General features: G+C 58.3%; 17 protein-coding genes and 1 other annotated feature. Of the genes, 14 read left to right on the top strand and 3 right to left on the bottom strand.

Features of this window, described 5'->3' with window-relative positions; genetic code table 11:
• Nucleotides 1-12 precede the first annotated feature (12 nt).
• Both ETC00_RS08200 and ETC00_RS08195 read left to right on the top strand, forming a co-directional pair.
• A complete protein-coding gene (locus ETC00_RS08200; RefSeq protein WP_171565495.1) occupies nt 13-993 on the top strand; it encodes an aminoglycoside phosphotransferase family protein in 981 nt (326 codons plus the stop codon).
• A gap of 4 nt (nt 994-997) precedes the next feature.
• Nucleotides 998-1,993 carry a protein kinase family protein gene (locus ETC00_RS08195; protein ID WP_171565494.1) on the top strand — a complete coding sequence of 332 codons (996 nt, stop codon included), beginning with the start codon at nt 998-1,000 and terminating at the stop codon, nt 1,991-1,993.
• 56 nt (nt 1,994-2,049) lie between these two features.
• Here ETC00_RS08195 and ETC00_RS08190 read toward each other — a convergent pair whose 3' ends face one another.
• Complete coding sequence (locus tag ETC00_RS08190; protein WP_171565493.1) at nt 2,050-2,232, bottom strand: hypothetical protein; 183 nt, start codon at nt 2,230-2,232, stop codon at nt 2,050-2,052.
• 154 nt (nt 2,233-2,386) lie between these two features.
• On the opposite strand from ETC00_RS08190, the gene ETC00_RS20640 reads away from it, so the two are divergent.
• From ETC00_RS20640 to ETC00_RS08155, 7 genes are all read left to right on the top strand, one after another.
• Nucleotides 2,387-4,486, top strand: coding sequence for a SpoIIE family protein phosphatase (locus tag ETC00_RS20640; RefSeq protein ID WP_253264261.1), 2,100 nt, complete (start codon nt 2,387-2,389; stop codon nt 4,484-4,486).
• The gene (locus ETC00_RS08180) at nt 4,483-5,721 is read left to right on the top strand and encodes an ATP-binding protein (RefSeq protein WP_171565492.1); all 1,239 of its coding nucleotides are present in this window, start codon (nt 4,483-4,485) and stop codon (nt 5,719-5,721) included. Before ETC00_RS20640 ends, ETC00_RS08180 begins: the two co-directional genes overlap by 4 nt.
• 94 nt (nt 5,722-5,815) lie before the next feature.
• Nucleotides 5,816-6,127, top strand: a complete 312-nt coding sequence (locus ETC00_RS08175; RefSeq protein WP_171565491.1) for an STAS domain-containing protein — start codon at nt 5,816-5,818, stop codon at nt 6,125-6,127.
• Between the two features lie 68 nt (nt 6,128-6,195).
• Nucleotides 6,196-6,443 (top strand) — a binding site (T-box leader).
• 37 nt (nt 6,444-6,480) lie between these two features.
• The gene (locus tag ETC00_RS08170) at nt 6,481-9,153 is read left to right on the top strand and encodes a valine--tRNA ligase (RefSeq protein WP_171565490.1); all 2,673 of its coding nucleotides are present in this window, start codon (nt 6,481-6,483) and stop codon (nt 9,151-9,153) included.
• Nucleotides 9,154-9,196: 43 nt separating this feature from the next.
• Nucleotides 9,197-10,567, top strand: coding sequence for a bifunctional folylpolyglutamate synthase/dihydrofolate synthase (locus ETC00_RS08165; RefSeq protein WP_171565489.1), 1,371 nt, complete (start codon nt 9,197-9,199; stop codon nt 10,565-10,567).
• A 1-nt stretch (nt 10,568) separates the two neighbouring features.
• Nucleotides 10,569-11,951: a UDP-N-acetylmuramate--L-alanine ligase gene (murC, locus tag ETC00_RS08160; RefSeq protein ID WP_171565488.1), complete on the top strand. Its 1,383-nt coding sequence runs from the start codon at nt 10,569-10,571 to the stop codon at nt 11,949-11,951.
• 159 nt (nt 11,952-12,110) lie between these two features.
• Complete coding sequence (locus ETC00_RS08155) at nt 12,111-13,097, top strand: ketoacyl-ACP synthase III (protein ID WP_371808881.1); 987 nt, start codon at nt 12,111-12,113, stop codon at nt 13,095-13,097.
• 62 nt (nt 13,098-13,159) lie between these two features.
• Here ETC00_RS08155 and ETC00_RS08150 read toward each other — a convergent pair whose 3' ends face one another.
• Nucleotides 13,160-14,389: a cation:proton antiporter gene (locus ETC00_RS08150; RefSeq protein WP_171565486.1), complete on the bottom strand. Its 1,230-nt coding sequence runs from the start codon at nt 14,387-14,389 to the stop codon at nt 13,160-13,162.
• A 2-nt stretch (nt 14,390-14,391) separates the two neighbouring features.
• Nucleotides 14,392-14,889, bottom strand: coding sequence for a cation:proton antiporter regulatory subunit (locus tag ETC00_RS08145; protein WP_171565485.1), 498 nt, complete (start codon nt 14,887-14,889; stop codon nt 14,392-14,394).
• A 217-nt stretch (nt 14,890-15,106) separates the two neighbouring features.
• On the opposite strand from ETC00_RS08145, the gene ETC00_RS08140 reads away from it, so the two are divergent.
• From ETC00_RS08140 to ETC00_RS08120, 5 genes are all read left to right on the top strand, one after another.
• The gene (locus ETC00_RS08140) at nt 15,107-15,361 is read left to right on the top strand and encodes a hypothetical protein (protein WP_171565484.1); all 255 of its coding nucleotides are present in this window, start codon (nt 15,107-15,109) and stop codon (nt 15,359-15,361) included.
• Nucleotides 15,362-15,449: 88 nt separating this feature from the next.
• Nucleotides 15,450-16,058, top strand: coding sequence for a prepilin peptidase (locus ETC00_RS08135; protein ID WP_249179097.1), 609 nt, complete (start codon nt 15,450-15,452; stop codon nt 16,056-16,058).
• Between the two features lie 60 nt (nt 16,059-16,118).
• Nucleotides 16,119-17,363 carry a hypothetical protein gene (locus tag ETC00_RS08130; RefSeq protein ID WP_171565482.1) on the top strand — a complete coding sequence of 415 codons (1,245 nt, stop codon included), beginning with the start codon at nt 16,119-16,121 and terminating at the stop codon, nt 17,361-17,363.
• A gap of 6 nt (nt 17,364-17,369) precedes the next feature.
• Nucleotides 17,370-17,888, top strand: coding sequence for a DUF4321 domain-containing protein (locus ETC00_RS20635; protein ID WP_230076710.1), 519 nt, complete (start codon nt 17,370-17,372; stop codon nt 17,886-17,888).
• A gap of 12 nt (nt 17,889-17,900) precedes the next feature.
• Nucleotides 17,901-18,485 (top strand): Maf family protein, encoded by a 585-nt coding sequence (locus tag ETC00_RS08120; RefSeq protein WP_171565481.1) that lies wholly within the window; start codon nt 17,901-17,903, stop codon nt 18,483-18,485.
• The last annotated feature ends 63 nt before the right edge of the window (nt 18,486-18,548 follow it).

Raw genomic sequence — 18,548 nt, 5'->3', positions numbered from 1 at the left:
GAGCGGGGAACCGTGGAGAAAATCGACCTTTCCGAGATTTGTCGGCGCTATCGGGCGAGGGTAATCCACATGACGCCGCTGGAAGACTGCTATCTGCTGGAGACAAACCGGGGCACCAAGGAACTGCGTATCTGGCCGCGTGTGGACGTGATGCGCTGGTCGTTTGCCTGGCGGGAGAGGATGGCCCGGCAGGGGTTTCGCGAACTGGAACGGTTCATTCGCACGCGGGATGCCAAACCGTATCTGGTGAAGGCCAGCCGCGGCATTACCCTGACAGACCATCTGCGCCACATCGAACCGGTTCCGACGGATCACGAGACCATCCGCCAATGCGGCAGGATCATCGGCATGATGCACGCAGCCCAGCGGGAGAGCAGCCTGTTTCCCGCCGTAGACTTTTGGCGCCAGGAACAGCTTCAGGCGGTGGCCGAGTCAAGGCGGGCACGGGAATTGTGGGAAGCGGTACGGGCCAGGTACAGGCGGGCGGAGGGGGAACGGCGGCGAGTCGCCGAATTGTTTCCCTTCGTGCTCCAGCGTATGCAGCGCAGCGCCGACCTATTGGCCAGTTCGCGGATTGATCCGGCTGCACTGTCCGTCTCGCACGGCGAACTGCACCGGGACAATTTGGGCATGATCGATGGCAGGCTTTACCTGCGCGGCTTTTTCCAGCCGACGCTGTCCGTTCAGCAGCGGGATGTGGCCGTCTTTTTGCGGGATCTGTACCTGACGCATCATGACCAAGCTCAGGTGGATGCCTTTCTCGACGGCTACGAGGAGGCAAAACCGCTCAGTTACGGCGACTATACGCTAATGCTGGCGTTTCTGGCGGCACCAATGGAATTATGGAAACAAATGGAAAAATACATGGAGGATGATGGTCAGCCGGACGGGGGCTCGGCAGCGGAGTTTGAGCAGGCCCTCGTTCGTCAGCAATCCGTCGACGGTTTGCTGCGGCGTGTGGCTGAGCGGGCTGAGGGTGCAAGGAGTGAGTAGGCGTATGAGCCGCTTTGACGATATTTATCCGCTGTTTCGTGAATACGACATGTACGCCCAGACCGTCGATGAACTAAAACCCCCCAACGTGTACAAGGTGTTGACCCCTTACGGATCGTTTGTCTGCAAGCGGACGCGGGTCTCTGCGCAAAAGCTGCTGCTTGTCAGCGGCGTTTTGCGCCATCTGCAGCAGCGGGGATGGGACGGAGCGGTGCCGTACTGTTACACGAAATACGACGAACCTTACGTCCAGCAGGGAGAGACCACGTATTACCTGACCGTCTGGATGCCCGGTGGCGAACTGTGGGACAATCAGCCATTGGCCTGGGCGACGCCGACCGTGGAACGATTGGCCGAGCTGCACCATTTGACGCAAAATTTCCGGTTTGACGATCCTCGCCAGGTAGAGCCGCTGATCGACTCCCTTTTGAAACGCTGGCAGCATCTGTTGGCACATGCGGAGAAGGCGGCCGACCTGGCCCGTGAGCGCCTGTATCCATCGCCGTTTGACGTGGTCTTCCTCGCCAATCAGGCGTACGTGTCCGAACTGGCCCAAACAGCGATTGCCCGGCTCCGGGATTGGCGGGAACGGCACCAGACCCACGCCCACTTCCGCTTGTCCCTGATCCACGGCTTCCCCCATCCGGCCCACATCATGCCCGACCGCTCGGGGAAGGGAAAGCTGCTGAACTTTGACCGCGCCCTCTTTGACACGCCCACCCGTGACCTGACCCTGTTCTACCGCGCCTATTTTCACCAGGCGGGCGACGCGGCGGGGGCGAGTCAACTGTTTCATCACTACACCAGCATCTTTCCGCTTCGGCCGGATGAGATCGACCTGCTTTCAATCTTTCTCACCTACCCGGAAAGGGTGATGCGGGATATCGAAATCTACTACGGCGGCATGCGGGATTGGAACGAACTGTACGCCGTCAAGCGGCTGGAGAAGGATATAGACCGGTTGATGCGGCTCAACCGCTGGGTTCAGCAGGCCTTTTGACAAGCAGCGTCTCACAGAGTGGGGCGTTGTTTTTTTGCTGTCCTCATTGAAGTCCCCTACAGCCAGCCGAGGTAAATGGCCACGTACAAGAGCCCCAGGATGCCGAGCAGGACGACGTCAAACGATGTGGGAACGATCACCGTGCGGATGAACTGAAAGATGATCAGCGGCAGCAGAACCTGTTTGCAGCCGTACTTGATCCTCAGGTAGGTGGGGTGGAATTTCCAGCGGCAGTTCATCGGAATCACCTCGTTCCAGCATATGCGCAAGGAATACAGCCAGTGCCTTGCACCAGCCGCGCTTATCGGGGCAAAAACAGGTTTGGACGCAGGAGTGAGCGGGTAGGTAAAATGAAAATAGTCTGATAGGATAGCAAAAATAAGGAGATCCACGATGATCTGGGAAGCTCTTCTTTACACGCTGGGTACGGGCGCGGGCGCGTATCTGGTGCATGTGTCCCGTCGTTCAGCTTGCGATAGGCGTTGGGATGCGTTTTGGCTGGGATGGGGATTGATCAGCTGGGGAGCCGGACACCTGCTGGGATTCATCCCGATGGCTTGGGTCCGGATAATCAGCCTGTCTTTGTGTGTGTGCTTTTCGCTCTTTTTTCTGTTGGCCTTGCACACGATGTTTGCTCCGTATCTCGGCCGCGAGCGGTGGAAGACGCTGCTGGACGCACTGACGCTGTGCGCCATGTTGGGCACAACAGCCGTCTGCCTGATGCTCATGCCGGATTTGTCCCGCCAGCTGCACGCCCAAATGGCGCTGCAAAGCGGGTTTTTGCTGCTGCTTCCCGCCGTCACCCTGGCACTCGCCAATCGGCGGATGGCGGATGCGGCCCAGCCGGATCGGCGCCGCCTGCTTGCGGCCGTTTTGCCGTTTATTGTTTTGACGGCGGCGCTGCCCTTTTTGTCTCCGGCTCTGCTGTTTGGCGCGGGGGCCACTTCGCTTTGGCTTCTCTGCCGGGCGCATCAGCGTCGTGAGCGAGTCAGTGAACGCTCACTGGAAATCGACGACTGCACCCATTCGTACGAAAGACTGACATTTTCCCTCCATGATGCATCCATGGCGGCGGTACTGCTGACAGGTACCGTGGTTGCCGCCTTATCCGTTGCCGCCATACCGCGCCTCAGTCTGATCGGCATGGCCCTGGGAGCGCTGGTGGCGCTGGTGAGGCTGGTGCTGACAATCCGGGCCAACCGGAGCGTGATCAAACGCGCCTTTGGGTATGTGGACAGACTGGAACGGAGGTTCGCGGAGCAATTGGAGCAGAGTGGGCGGAAAAACGCCCAGATGGCGCAGCTGCTCAAGCTGAAGCAGCGCTATGAACAGCTCCTGATCGTCAGCAACGAGCACAGCATGAGGGAAGTGAGCTACGAAAACCTGCAGCTGGTGATCGAGGAGCTGGTGGACGCCTGGTTTGCCAAAATGGGCACGCTTTTATACCTGCGGCTGTCCCTGGAGTCAGCGGATGGTGTCGTCTATTACGAGAGCGTCCGGGGCAATCCGGACCATCCGCAAATTCGGCATACGCTGACGGAGCAGATTGTCGTCGACGAACAGCGGGATTCGCCGCTGTCGCCCCGCTACGTGGTGGTGTTGGCCAAGACGGCGGACGAAGAGGCGGATGAAAAAGAGATGGAGCACCCCTTTTACCGACTGCTCGCGGTCAACGTGCGTGGTCTGATCCTGCGCTGTCTGCACGAAAACCAGTCGCTTGAACTGCGCCTGATGGAGCAGGAGATGGAGCTTGCGCGGAGAATTCAACTGCTGCTCATTCCTGAGGAACGGATGGTGCTGCCGCGCCTGCAGGCAAAAGCGGTCTATCTGCCGGTTGCCTACGTGGGCGGGGACTACGTGGATTACGTCCGGATTGACCAGCGCTACACCTGCTTTGTCGTGGCAGACGCATCGGGACACGGCCTGCCGGCCAGCCTGATGGCCAACAGCATTCGCAGCGCGCTGCGGGCAGTGATCCAGACGTGCTGGGAGCCTGACCAGATACTCTACAGGCTGAACAACCTGCTGTATGCGGATTTGAGCAAAACGCGCTCGTTCATCACGATGTTGATCGTGGTGTACGACGCTGTTGCCCACAAGCTCTTTCTCAGCCGGGCGGGCCATCCCCAGCCGCTGTACCTGTCGGCCAGCAAGGTCGGCCTGTTCTCCTGCGCCGGGGGCTTGGGGCTGGGGTTGTCGTCCGACAGCCGCTACGTCCGGGAGGAAATGGACATTACTGAAGACGGCATGCTGCTCGTCTACACGGATGGCCTGCCAGACCTGAAGCGGCGCGATTCGAGCCGCTGCCCCGACAGATGGCGCCGGGAATTGTCCGCACTGTGGAACGAATGCCGGACATCGGCCGAAGATCGCATTGCCTTGGTGGAGCAGCGCGTCTGGGAATTGACCCGCGCCTGGCAGCAGAAGGATGACATTTCCTTGTTGATCCTTCAGTTTCAAACGGCTGCGAAGAAAGAGGGGGAAGGAGCATGATACTGTGTGAGCGGTGTCCCGACGAGCCCTCCTGCCGCAACTGCCTGAACGAACTGCGGGTGGGCCGCTCGGCGCAGAAGGTGCTGCCGCCCCGGCAGGTTCGTCTGACGCTTTTGGCGGACGGCGCGGAGGTTGTCGCGGAGCTGCGCGCGGTCAGCCGGACCGCAGTGGGGCTGTACTGTCCCGGGCAGCCGCTGCATGGGCGAATTGAAGTGGAGCTGGCCGCCGACTTTCGGATTATCGGCAGCCTGGTCCGGGGAATCCGCAATGTGCCGTATTACGTGCTGGATATTGAAAAGGTGCTGCGCCGGAACGAGGTGCTGGAGCGGCTGCTCCTGGATGAGTTTCACCGTTGGCATCTGAGCGGGGAGCTCGACCCGGCCTCGCTGTTGAAAAACATGCGGGAGCGGAACGACGAGTGGAGCCGGATAATCAAGCAGGAGCTGCAGAAGCTCTCCATCCTGCGCCAGGTGGGGGCGATCTACCTTTATCTGGTGGAGGACGGCCGCCTGCGTCCGCTCGGGACAGTTCGGGTGGAAGACCCGCTGGAGCAGGAGATGCGCCGTCTGGCGGCACGGGCGGCGGACGCGGGCACCGCGCTCAGGGAACAGGTCGTGGCGCCGGACGGGAGCCGTGTCTACGAGCTGTACGCGTCTCCCCTGCCGGACCGGACGTGCGGCCTTGCGCTGATCGACATTACGGAGGCGATTGCCGAGGAGCGGCGGCGGCAGAAAAAAGAGTGGGATTTGTACAAACAGGTGTTGGCGTCGGTGACGGGCGACAAGCTGGTCCTGTTGACTGACGAGGAACTGTTTGTACTGATCAGGGAAGGAGAGATGCTGGCTGCCATTGACGTACGGGCTCCGGAGGATTTGAGCAGGCTGAGGCGCGAGTGCCGACGGGTGCTGGAGCCGCTCGGAATGGCGGACAAGCGTCTATTGCAGTACATCGTGGCGCTGAACGAAGCGGCCAGCAATACGCTGAAGCACGGCAGCGGCGGTACGGTCACTCTCTACCGGGCAAATGAGCAAGTGTGCCGCGCCGTCGTCCATGACCAGGGGGGCGGCATCGATCTGGAAGAACTGCCGCGTGCGACGCTGATCCAGGGCTATTCCACCCGAAACTCGCTGGGTGTCGGGTTTCACGTCATGCTGCGGTGCTGCGACCGGCTCCTGCTTTGCAGTTCGTCGGCGGGCACAAAACTGGTCTTGGAGTGCCGCGTCCAACCATTGTGAATGTTTGGGAAATGCACAAAAGGGTAATACATGAAAGCAGGGAACTGTCAGTACCGGTGGCGTGATGAGAAAACCAAGGGAGAGGAGTTTGTGCATGGAATACCGGGCAATCGAAGCGGACGGACAGGCCGCGCTGTTTTTTGCCGGAGAACTGGACATGGCCGTAGGGGACGAAGTGGGGCGGCTGCTGCGTGAATACGGGGAGCGGAATCAACGCGTGACGGTTGACTTTCGCGACGTGACGTTTGTCGATTCTTCAGGGATTTGCAGCCTGTTTTACACCACCAAGGATTTGCTTAGTGCGGGCAAACACGTGGAAATCGTCAACGTGCGGGAAGAGATATTGGACATCCTGGAACTGCTGGGGTTTGCGGAGGCGCTCGGCATTGGCGTCAAAAAAGCGTAGCAGGCCGGGTTTGACGGGCTGCGCGCAGTTTGTATATAATAATAACCTAGAATCTGCAACAGAACAGGGAACAAGCGATGAACGGGAAGAGTAGGCCAGGACGCCTTGGCAGAGAGGGAGAATCATTTGCTGCGAGATTCTCTAAGGCAGGGAATGGCTGAAGGTCGCCCGGGAGTTGTTTCGGTGAAGCGATGCCGCTTAGCCGAAACCGGTCAACAGCCGTTATGTGTCTGAGGGAACGCACGCCCCGTCTGTCTTTTCGACGCGCCGTGCGTTAACAAAGGTGGTACCGCGAAATGATCCTTTCGTCCTTTGGATGAAAGGTTTTTTTATTTTCCGAAGGAGGATGTGCTATGTCGACTCAACCGACGCAAGACATCGATCAACTGCTGCCGAAGAACTACGATCCGAAGGCAGCGGAAAGCAAATGGTATCCGTACTGGATCGAAAAGCAGTTTTTCAAGGCGGAGCGTGATCCGGACAAACGTCCGTTCACGATCGTCATCCCGCCGCCGAACGTGACGGGCAAGCTGCACCTGGGGCACGCTCTGGACACCACCCTGCAGGACATCATCACCCGCGCCAAGCGAATGCAGGGTTACAGCACGCTGTTTTTGCCGGGGATGGACCACGCCGGAATCGCCACTCAGGCCCGCGTGGAAGCAAACCTGCGCGAACAGGGCATTTCCCGCCACGATCTGGGTCGGGAGAAGTTTTTGGAAAAAGTCTGGGAGTGGAAGCACATCTACGCCCAACACATCCGCGACCAGTGGGAAAAGCTGGGGCTGGCGCTGGACTATTCGCGTGAACGCTTTACCATGGACGAAGGACTGTCCCGGGCGGTGCGCGAGGTATTCGTCCGTCTCTACGAAAAAGGCCTGATCTACCGCGGCAACCGCATCATCAACTGGGACCCGGTCGCACGCACGGCGCTCTCCGACATCGAGGTGATCTACAAAGAGGTGAAGGGCGCGCTGCACCACATGCGCTACCCGCTGGCTGACGGCAGCGGCTACATCGAAGTGGCGACCACCCGTCCGGAAACGATGCTGGGTGATACTGCTGTCGCTGTTCACCCGGATGACGAACGATACAAGCACCTGATCGGCAAAACGGTGATTCTGCCGATCGTCGGTCGGGAAATTCCGATCGTAGCTGACAACTACGTCGACCCCGAGTTTGGTTCCGGCGCCGTGAAAATCACGCCGGCCCACGATCCGAACGACTTTGAAATCGGCTTGAGACACAACCTGCCGCAGATCGTGGTCATGGACGAAACCGGCACGATGAATGAAAACGCCGGCAAGTATCAGGGCCTCGACCGCTTCGAGTGCCGCAAGCAGATCATCAAGGACCTGACCGAGCAGGGCGTCATGTTCAAAATCGAGGAGCACATCCACCAGGTGGGTCACAGCGAGCGGAGCGACGCCGTCGTCGAGCCGTACCTGTCGACGCAGTGGTTCGTCAAAATGCAGCCCCTGGCCGATGCTGCCATCGCCAATGCGTACAGCGAGAACAGCGTCAAATTCGTTCCGGAACGCTTCAAGAACAACTATTTGCGCTGGATTGAAAACATTCGCGACTGGTGCATTTCCCGTCAGCTCTGGTGGGGACACCGGATTCCGGCATGGTACTGCCAGGACTGCGGCGAGACGATTGTGTCCCGCGACGACGTGACCGAGTGCCCGCACTGCCACAGCCACAAGCTGGAGCAGGACCCGGACGTCCTTGACACCTGGTTCTCGTCCGCGCTCTGGCCGTTCTCCACGCTGGGCTGGCCGGACGAGACCGAGGACTTGAAGTACTTTTATCCGACCAACGTGCTGGTCACCGGCTACGACATCATCTTCTTCTGGGTCGCCCGGATGATTTTCAGCGGCCTGGAGTTTACCGGGAAAAATCCGTTTGAGACCGTGTTGATTCACGGCATTATTCGCGACTCCGAAGGGCGCAAGATGTCCAAGTCGCTGGGCAATGGCGTCGATCCGATGGAAGTAATTGAAAAATACGGGGCAGACGCGCTCCGCTTCACGCTGGCGACGGGCAACTCGCCGGGGAACGACCAGCGCTTCTACTGGGAGAAGGTGGAATCCAACCGCAACTTCGCCAACAAGATCTGGAACGCCTCCCGTTTTGCCCTGATGAACATGGCCGGCTTCCGCTACGAGGACATTGACCTGTCGGGCGAACTGTCCACGCCGGACAAGTGGATTCTCTCCCGTCTGCAGGCTACCATCGCCGACGTGACCCGCTTGATGGACGCGTTTGAATTTGGCGAAGCAGGACGTGTGCTGTACAACTTCATCTGGGACGATCTCTGCGACTGGTACATCGAGATGGCCAAACTGCCGCTGTACGGCAGCGACGAGGCGGCGAAGAAGACGACCCAGTCGGTGCTTGCCACCGTGCTGGATCAAACGCTGCGCCTCCTGCATCCGTTCATGCCGTTCATCACCGAGGAAATCTGGCAGGCGCTGCCTCACCAGGGCGAGAGCATCACGGTGGCGGCATGGCCGACTGTCAATGAACAGTGGAGCTTCCCGGATGCCGAGGCAGAGATGAACCTGCTCATGGAAGTGATCCGCAGCGTGCGCAACATTCGCGCCGAGGTCAACGTGCCGATGTCCAAAAAGATCGAGCTGCTGATCAAGCCGGGCGACGCCGTTGCGCTGGAACGCCTGAACCGGGGCAAAGAGTACATCGTCCGCTTCTGCAATCCTGAACGCCTGGAGATCAGTGAGCAGTTGGCGACGCCGGACAAGGCGATGTCCGCCGTGGTGACGGGTGCGGAGCTGTTCCTGCCGCTGGCCGGGCTGATCGATCTCGACCAAGAGATCAAACGCCTGGAAAAAGAACTGGCGACGCTGCACAAGGAAGTGGAGCGGATTGAGAACAAGCTGAACAACCCGGGCTTTATGGCAAAAGCCCCGGCAAAAGTGATCGACGAAGAAAAGGCCAAACTGGCTGATTACATGGAGAAGCGGGACAAAGTGATTGCCCGCCTGGCGGAACTGAAAAGCGAATGATCCGCCGACCTTTCGCATACTTTTGAGAATGGAGCAATGCGGTATGAACGTAAACCGTTTGGAAGGGTACAGTGAAACGCTTGACTGGCTGCACGGGCTGCTGAGATTCGGGCAGAAACCGGGTCTGGAGAGAATGCGGTGGATGCTGCAGGAATTGGATCATCCCGAGCGCAGGCTGGCGTTTGTCCACGTCGCCGGCACGAACGGAAAAGGCTCCACCTGCGCCTATCTGACGCAGATGCTGCTGGAAGCCGGCTACAGCGTGGGCACGTTCACCTCTCCGTATCTGCTCGATTTTCGCGAGCGGATTCGGTTCAATGGCGTCATGATCCCCGAGGATGATCTGGTAGCGGTGGCCAATGAGGTGAAGCCGCTCGTGGAGCGCTGCGCGGCGGAAACGGAGTACGGCTCGCCCACGGAGTTTGAGGTGATCACCATGATCGCCATCCTTTACTTTGCCAAGATTGCCAGACCCGCCGTCGTCGTGTGGGAAGCGGGATTGGGAGGACGGAACGACTCCACCAACGTCGTCTTTCCGCTCGTTTCCGTCATTACCAACATCGGCATGGATCACACGGATGTCCTGGGAGGCACCCTGGAGGAGATTGCCCGGGAAAAAGCGGGGATTATCAAACCGGGTGTGCCTGTCGTGACCGGTGAACGGCGGCCGGAAGTGCTCACCGTTTTCCGGGAACACGTCGAGAAAGCACGCGGCACACTGTACACAATCGGTCATCACTTTGACGTGGAGCAGCTGGAGGAGCGGATGGGTGAGCAGCTCATCCGCTACCGCAGCCTGCACCGCCGGCACGAGACGGATTACCGGCTGGCCATGAACGGCCCCCATCAGGCGGATAATGCTGCCGTTGCCCTGATGACGATCGACGTGCTGAAAAACTTCTTCTCCTTTTTGCTGGAAGACGAGGAAATTGCCCGCGGACTGCAACAAACTCGCTGGCCAGGACGTCTAGAAGTCGTCTCGTCAAGACCGATGGTCGTGTTGGACGGGGCACACAACCGGGAGGGAATAGAAGCGCTGGTGAGCAGTCTGGAGCGGTTGGTGACAGCAGACACCCGGCTGCACCTGCTGTTTGCCGGACTGGCGGATAAGCCGCTTGCTCAGATGGCCGAGGCGCTCAAACCGCTGCAAGAGCGTGTGAAGACCATACACCTTGCGACGTTTGTCTTTCCTCGCGCCGCCGAGAGCCGGCAATTGTACGATGCGTTTTGCTCGGGAGGATGGCAGACAGAAAGTCTTGAGTCCGTCTCCGACTGGCAGGCGTTTCTTTCTTCTTGGGTGAAGGACAGCCGGAGGGTAAACGGCGACGATTGGTTGGTTGTCTGCGGTTCGCTCTACTTCATCGCCCAAGTACGCGCGTTCTTTCCCACTACAGTAGAAGAGGCAGGTGAATAGGGTGGATCAGGCCCAACGCGTCCACTTTGTGGGCATTGGCGGATATGGCATGAGTGCCATCGCCCGCGTCTTGATCGACCTTGGCTACAAGGTAACCGGCTCAGATGTCGCAATGAACGATCTGGCCCAAAAACTGGTGGAACGGGGAGCTGTCGTGTATATCGGCCACGATGCCAAGCATGTCGCAGGCAGTGATCTGGTCGTATATTCCACCAGTATTCCAAAGGATAACCCGGAAGTCGTCGCGGCCCAGGCAAGCGGCATTCCTGTGCTGCACCGCTCCCAGATGCTGGCCCGTATTCTCAACGAGCGGACGGGCGTGGCCGTTGCAGGTGCACACGGCAAGACGACGACGACTTCGATGATCGCCCACGTTCTGGAAGAGTGCGGAGTAGATCCGACGTTTATCATCGGTGGAGAACTTCTGAATGCGGGAACCAACGCAAAAGCGGGCAAAAGCGATATCGTCGTTGCGGAAGCGGACGAGAGCGACGGCTCCTTCCTGGAGTATCGGCCTGTGTACGAAGTCGTCACCAACATTGAACCGGACCACCTGGAACATTTTGGCGGCGATTTTAACAATCTCAAGCGGGCGTACGCGCAGTTCCTCAGTCACTTGAAACCGGGCGGAAAAGCGATTCTGTGTCTCGACGATCCGACTGTCCGGGAAATGATGACAGCGGTATCCGAAACAGTGATTACGTACGCCATCCACCCGTCGTTTGTGGATCAGGCAGATTTCAGCGCACGGTCGATCCTCTGCGGCGACCGCCGCACCCAATGCGAGGTGTACCGACGTGGAGAGCTGCTCGGCGAGCTGACGCTGCACGTGCCGGGCAAGCACAACGTGGCCAACGCACTGGCAGCGATTATCGTCTGTCTGGAAGCGGGGCTGAGCTTCGAAGCGGTTGCGCAGGCGCTGGGAACGTTCAGAGGAGCAAAACGTCGGTTCCAGATTATCGGAGAAGCGCGTGACATCCTCGTGGTGGACGACTACGCCCACCATCCGACGGAAATCATGGCCACGCTGAACGGCGCCCGGGCGTCGGGCAGACGCGTGATCGCCGTCTTTCAGCCGCAGCGATTCACCCGCACGTATTTTCTCATGGATGAGTTCAGCCGGGCGTTCAAGGAAGCGGACGAGGTGATCATCACCGACATCTACTCCCCGGCTGGCGAGGAGAAAATCGAAGGGGTGACCGCCGAAGCGCTGGTGGAAAAGATTCGCACCAACAGCCACCCGCGCGCGCAATACATCCCGACGAAAGAACAGGTACAGGAGCATCTGGTCAACGCGCTGCGGCCCGGCGACATGGTCCTGACCATGGGAGCGGGCGACATTTGGAAGTCCGCTTACTGGCTGGTGGAAAAGCTGGTCAAGTAACGGCAAGCACGTGTGAAAAACGGCAAAAAAACGTCCGGATGACGGTCCGGGCGTTTTTTGTGATGAAAGCAATAGAATAAAACGGGAAAATTAGCACCAGGTAATAATACTTGGTGATATAATAGGGGTACAATACGAGCGAGGTGAGAAAAGATGAGTATGAAAACGGCATCGAAAGCACGCATCACGGCCATTGGTACCTGCGTGCCGGCGCGTGTGCTGACCAACTTTGACCTGGAAAAGATGGTAGACACGTCGGATGAGTGGATCGTGCAGCGCACCGGCATACGGGAGCGGCGGATCGCCGACGAAAACCAGTTCACCAGCGATTTGGCAATCGCCGCCGTTGAGGATATGATCAAGGCGTATGGAAAAACGGTGGAGGATGTCGACCTCATTCTCGTCTCTACGACCACGCCGGATTACCCCTTTCCCAGCGTCGCCAGCCGCATTCAAGCCCGCTTTGGAATCGGGCAGGCGGGAGCGCTTGATGTAAACGCCACCTGTGCCGGGTTTGCCTACGCCCTGCACTTGGCCAACGGCATGATCAGTGCGGGGCTGCATCGAAAAGTGCTGGTCGTGGCCGCGGAAACCTTGTCCAAGGTGACCGACTACACGGATCGGACCACCTGCATTCTGTTTGGCGACGGCGCCGGGGCGGTACTGGTCGAGCGGGATGAGCAGCACCCGGGATTTCTTGCCGCCCATTTGGGAACAAAAGGAGAGGGAGGCATTCATCTGTACCGCACGGGGTTGTCGCGGCGAATGGGTGAGGCAGAACTGGCAGGAAACGGTTGTATCGTGCAAAACGGCCGGGAAGTGTACAAATGGGCGGTCACTACGGTTCCCGCAGGCATGGCGAAAGTGGTGGAGCAGGCCGGACTTACGCTTGGGGACGTGGATTGGTTCATTCCCCACAGCGCCAATCTGCGGATGATTGAGTCCATCTGCGAAAAAAGCGGATTTCCGTTGGAGAAGACACTGTACAGCATGGAGTACTACGGGAATACGTCGGCGGCCACCATTCCGCTGGCGCTTTCACTGGGCATCCGCGACGGAAAGGTGAAGCCCGGGGATACGCTGCTCCTCTACGGCTTTGGCGGCGGGCTGGTGCACGCCGGTCTCTTGGTCAAATGGATGCCGTGAGTGGTCGCCAGAGGCCGCGTGGAACACATCCGAGCGGCCTCTGGCTGTGGCCTTGCCGGTTGTCAATGCTGGCCGGAGCTTTCCGCAGGCTTCTTCCGCCCCATCCGCTCTAATGGGATTACCCGGTTCAGCAGGTTGTAAATCCGCTTTGATTCCTTCGTCAGTAACGGGCCCGTAATCGCCAGAATTAACACGTAAAGGGCCGCAAACGGCTGGAGGATCTCAAGCAGGCCGCCGGATTTCCCCAGATTCGCGATGATGATGGAGAATTCACCGCGTGACATAATGGTGAGTCCGATGTTGGACGAAGCCTTGGGGGACAGGCCGACGCTTCGTCCGGCGAGCAGACCGGCGGAAAAGTTACCGATCATTGTGAGCAGTACGGCGATGATGGACAGCCACACGGCTCCGCTCAGCGCCAAGGGATCGATCGTCAGGCCAAAACTGAAGAAGAACATGGCGCCAAAAAAGTCGCGGAAAGGCAGAATCAGATGCTCGATTCGTTTCATATGCTCCGTTTCCGCGAGCACCAGGCCGACGAGCAGCGCTCCGATCGCCTCGGCGACGTGGATCGTCTCGGAGAAGCCGGCGACCAGAAAGAGGCCGGAAAACACGGCGAGCATGAACACTTCATTGGATTTGATCTGGAGCGCGCGGTTCAGCAAGGGGACCGCCTTTCGCCCAATGATGATGAACAGCAGCATGTAGCCGAGCGCGATCAGTGCGGAAGTAATGACGCCCGCAATCGATGAGGCCCCGCTCAGCACCAGGCCGGACATGATGGAGATGTAGAGGGCCAGGAAGATGTCCTCAAACATGATAATGCCGAGGATCATCTCCGTTTCCGGGTTGGCTGTCCGTTTCAGGTCGACCAGCACTTTTGCCACGATGGCGCTGGACGAACTGGTGGTAATGCCGGCAATCACCAGCGCTTCCTTTGTGGGAAACCCGGCGGCAAACCCGAACAAAAGTCCGAGCGTGAAATTGATGGCGATGTAGATGGTACCGCCTACGGCGATCGAGCGGCCTGCCTTGATCAGGCGGCCGACGGAGAATTCAAGTCCCAGGTAGAACAGCAGAAACAGCATGCCGATGCGGCCCATAAATTCGATGAGCGGCGCACTTTCAATGAAGCGGAGGTCAAACAGGCCGATATCAGGGGCGTGGGGCCCCACCGCCATGCCGACCAGAATGTAAAAGGGGACAATGGAGAAGCGAAGTTTCGTGGAAATGAAGCCGGCGATGGCAATCAACGCGATGGCCAGGCCTACTTCAAACACGATGTACTCCAATATCATTCACCTCCCGTGCTCAGCGTGGTTTTTAACGCCTTCACCTGCTTTCTTTCCCCGGCAACCACCAGGGTTGAGCCGGCGGTAAGGACCTGCTCCGGCCCGGGACTGATAATCTGTTTGTGGTCTTTTTCAATGATGGCAATGACGATTGCCCCTGTTTTTTGGCGGATGTCCAGTTCGCCGATGGTTTTTCCGATGCAGCGAAAACCAGGTTCAATCTTGTACCATTCGATGACCAGCTGATCCAAGGCAATTTCAATGGTATCGAGGGCTTTCGGCTTATAGGTCATCCCGCCGATGATGCCGGCGACCTGACGCGCTTCGTCGTCATCCAGCGTGACCATGGAGATATTGTCATCCTGGTCGTCCTTGTCAAAGTGGTACAGCTCTCTTCGGCCGTCGTCGTGAACGACGACTACAAGCTTGTCTCCTCCCCTGGTATCGATTTGGTACTTTCGCCCGATACCAGGCAAGTCACACTCCCGAATATTGAACACAACGATCGCCTCCTGTTTGGATGAACTGACGTCAACTCTGACCTCAACGAAGGGGAGGGAATTCTTTCATGCTAGTATGCATTCATTCCTTCCTTGTAAATTCGTCTATATAAACATATTCAAATATAATTATATAAATTGCGACGTCAAAAAGTCCATGTTTTGAAACGAAAGTATTAAAATTTGACACATTTTACAATAAAGAAGGGATCACTTCGTGGCAAACAAACAATATCGGCTGACGGAAGCGGAATGGCAGTTTATTCAGCGAATCCGGCAGATGAATATGGACACATTTGTGGATATCATCATCGCGCTGCGAAACGAAATCAAGACGCTGGAAAAGAAGGCGGAAGTCGTGCAGGAATCGAAGCAGCAGGGGTGGCAGGAGGATTTCCAGTTCGTCAACGAGCGCATAGACCAGCTGCACCAGTTTGAGCATGGCCTCAGAAAAATGAGGCCGCTGGATTAGGCAGATACGGCTCCCCTGTTTTTGTCCCGCTGTGAAGAGGCAGAATCATTGCAGCGAAGAAAAACAGGGAGGGAGCATTGCTGTGGAGATGTGGGGAGCGATCGGTGCGGGAGTTCTTGGCACTGCTGCCGGCTGGTATGTATGCGGACTGGCCTGTCGTTTTGGGCCGTCTGCTTTCCGTGCTCCTGCGCTTTTTTGCAGGCTGGTCGTGTCGCTTCTCTGCGGCACCCTGTTTGCCGTCGTACGAATGCAGGACGGGAGGGACATCACAGAGCAGCTTTCCGCTCTCCTACTCATTGTATTCAGTCTCCTGGTTTCTCTGACCGATGTTTTGTTCCGGCGCATCCCCAATGCCGTCCTGCTGGCGGCCCTGCCCGTCCTGTCGGCCCTGCATTGGCTGAAGCATCCGGACGCCTGGCTTTCCTCGCTGTTGGCAGGGGGTTTTGGCTTGCTGCTGTTCGGGACGATCTCCGCGGTTCGACCTGATGTGGTGGGGATGGGGGACGCCAAACTGGCGGGTGTGCTGGCGGCAGCGGTCGGCTGGCGGACGTTTGCCGCTGGGCTTACCGTCGGCAGTGCGCTGGCGCTGGCGGCAGGTGTCCTGATGCTGCTGGATGGGCAGGCAAGGCGTGGGGCATCGCTGCCGTTTGCTCCGTTTCTCTGTGCGGGCATCCTCGCTGTCCACATGCTGTCATAACCTGTCCCCACACGACGTAGACTGGTACAAACAGAGCCTGTTTTTGAGGAGGGCGTTGTCATGAGCGGACAGAGAAAAACGCAGGTGACGGTAAAATTGAACGGCGAGCGGTGGGATGGAAGCAGGACGGAGAAAAAAACAGGGCAGACGGACGGCGGGCAGCCCCCGATCGAGTGGCGGAAAGCAGAGGGGATCCCTCTCGTCCCGACCGTCAAAACGTCGCGGGAAGAGGATGCCTGGTCGCTGTTAAAAGAGCTTCACAAAAAGCACCCGCAGGTGACGGCAGTGCGGGATAGCGGCGTTGAGCCGCAGCGGGAGGCGGAGTTCTCCCCGGATGAGGAGGAAAGCGGCCGTTTCAGACGCAGCCGGGTTGTCCTGTCGAAATGGGTGCGTCAAGGCACCGTGACAAAAAATCTGTTTGCCACCGGCGGCGCGGTGGCGATCGGGCTGGTGTTCGGACTGCTGGTGCTGAGCGTTTTCGGCGAAGAACAACTGTCCCGGTCGTATCAAAGTGTATTGAGCGATACCGTGACGACGTTTTCGGCCGGGGGGAAGGATGATAAGGCAGACGGGATGAAAGCGGCCGGACCGGTCACACCCGAAGCCGCAGGGACTGACGCGGACGGCACAAAGCAAATGGTGGAGCTGCAACTGCCGGAGGAGCGTTTGTACGTGGCCCAGATCGGAGTGTTCCAACCCGAGACGTCAACAGTCGAGGCGATCAAGCCGTTGGACGCAGCGGGCATCCCGCACTTCCTGTACAAAGGAGAGGACAAACAGTATCTGTTTGCTGCTGCGGCGCCTGCCCGCGACGCCGTGCTCGGGTTTGCCAGCAATCTGAAGGCAAAGGGAATGGACGTCTACGTCAAGGAATGGGTCCTGCCGGGTGTCTCCGGAAGCGTTTCCGTTACAGGAGCGGCGGGGACGGCAACACCGGAGGATTTGAATGCGTTTTTCCAAACCGGGCTGGAGATGGCCCGCACCCTGGCCAGCCAATCGGGTCACGTGATCAGTTCGGCCCAGCCGGTGCTGTCTAAGGAAGAAGCGTCCGCGATCAAAGAACAGCACCGCCGTTTTCTGGAGCAGGGCCGATCCGTTTCCGCGCAAGAGTCGGGGCAGTCTCTGTTCGCCGGAATGGTCAACGGCATGAACCAGGCTGTGCAGGCCCGCGACAAAATGGCGGAGGCAATTGTCGGCGGCAAGACGGCCAGCGCGGAATCGTATGCTTGGCAGGTGCAGGCCGGCGTGCTGACGTTCTGGGAGAACTACGCCAACTGGGTCCGGCAGGTGAAAGCGGCGGAATAACGGTACATGACCAAGACTTCCATGCAGGTTTTCTTGCAGGAAGTTTTTTCTTTACATACAGTAAGTATCGGGGATTGTTTCACCTTGTCCCATTTGCTACACTTATGGTTGGCAAAAAAGAAATCCCTTGAGAGATATAGATGTTCGAACGGCTTCGTTCCGGTATTGCCGGGCTGCCGCACGGCACCGGTCGGGCAGCCGCCATTGGCTGCACCGCACCTCTGCGGGACGGATGCGGGGAATAGTGGTTCGGACGCAGAGACAAAAAGGGAGATGAGGGATTTGAAGGGGAAAGAAACACTTACGCTTCTGCTTCTTTTACTTTCCGGGATGTTATGCGGCAGTATCCTGGGAGAGATTTTGGGACCGTGGATCCCGTTTCTCGCAAAGAGTAAAGAGATTTCATGGACCCCGGCGGCCGATTTGGAAATCCTGAAGTATAACATAAACATTCAGGTAAAACTAAATCTGGCCAGTATCGGAGGGCTTGCTCTCGCCTTTTGGATATATCGCAGAATGAAGTAGGTCGAACGTGACATGAAAGCAGAAACATCACTCATTTTGGCTTCCTCGTCGCCGAGGAGGCGGGAACTTTTGCAGACGTTGGGTCTGCCGTTTACCGTCATGACCAGTGAAGTGGACGAGACGACACAGCCGGGAATGTCCCCGGAAGCGGTAGTGGAAGAATTGGCCCTTCGCAAGGCGCAGGCCGTCGCTTCCCGCCTCGATACCGGCGTCGTGCTCGGCTCTGATACCATCGTGGTCCTGGACGGACGCATTTTGGGCAAGCCGGCTGACGAGCCGGACGCTTTTCGCATGCTCTCGGAGCTCCAGGGCCGTGAGCATACCGTGTACAGCGGCGTCGCTCTGACGGATGCCGCTACCGGCCGTTTCGAGGTTGCACACTGCAAGACCACGGTGCGGATTCGCCCGCTGACCGAGCGGGAAATTCGCTCCTATATCGCGACCAAGGAACCGATGGACAAGGCCGGTTCGTACGCCATTCAAGGCATTGGCTCCACCCTTGTGGAAAGCATCGAAGGCGACTACTTTACGGTGGTCGGACTGCCGCTGTGCTTGACGGCCCGCATGCTTTCCCGCTTCGGAATCACCCTGCTGTAACGCATCAGTGCTGCGCATTCCGCGGCAACGGCCTCTGCCCGCTCATGACGCTTCTGATGCCAG

The sequence above is a fragment of the Brevibacillus sp. MCWH genome (genome assembly GCF_013096935.1).
Lineage (GTDB): Bacteria > Bacillota > Bacilli > Brevibacillales > Brevibacillaceae > Brevibacillus > Brevibacillus aydinogluensis.
The sequence above is the reverse complement of the archived record's forward strand: the minus strand, read 5'-3'. Positions and strand labels throughout refer to the sequence as shown.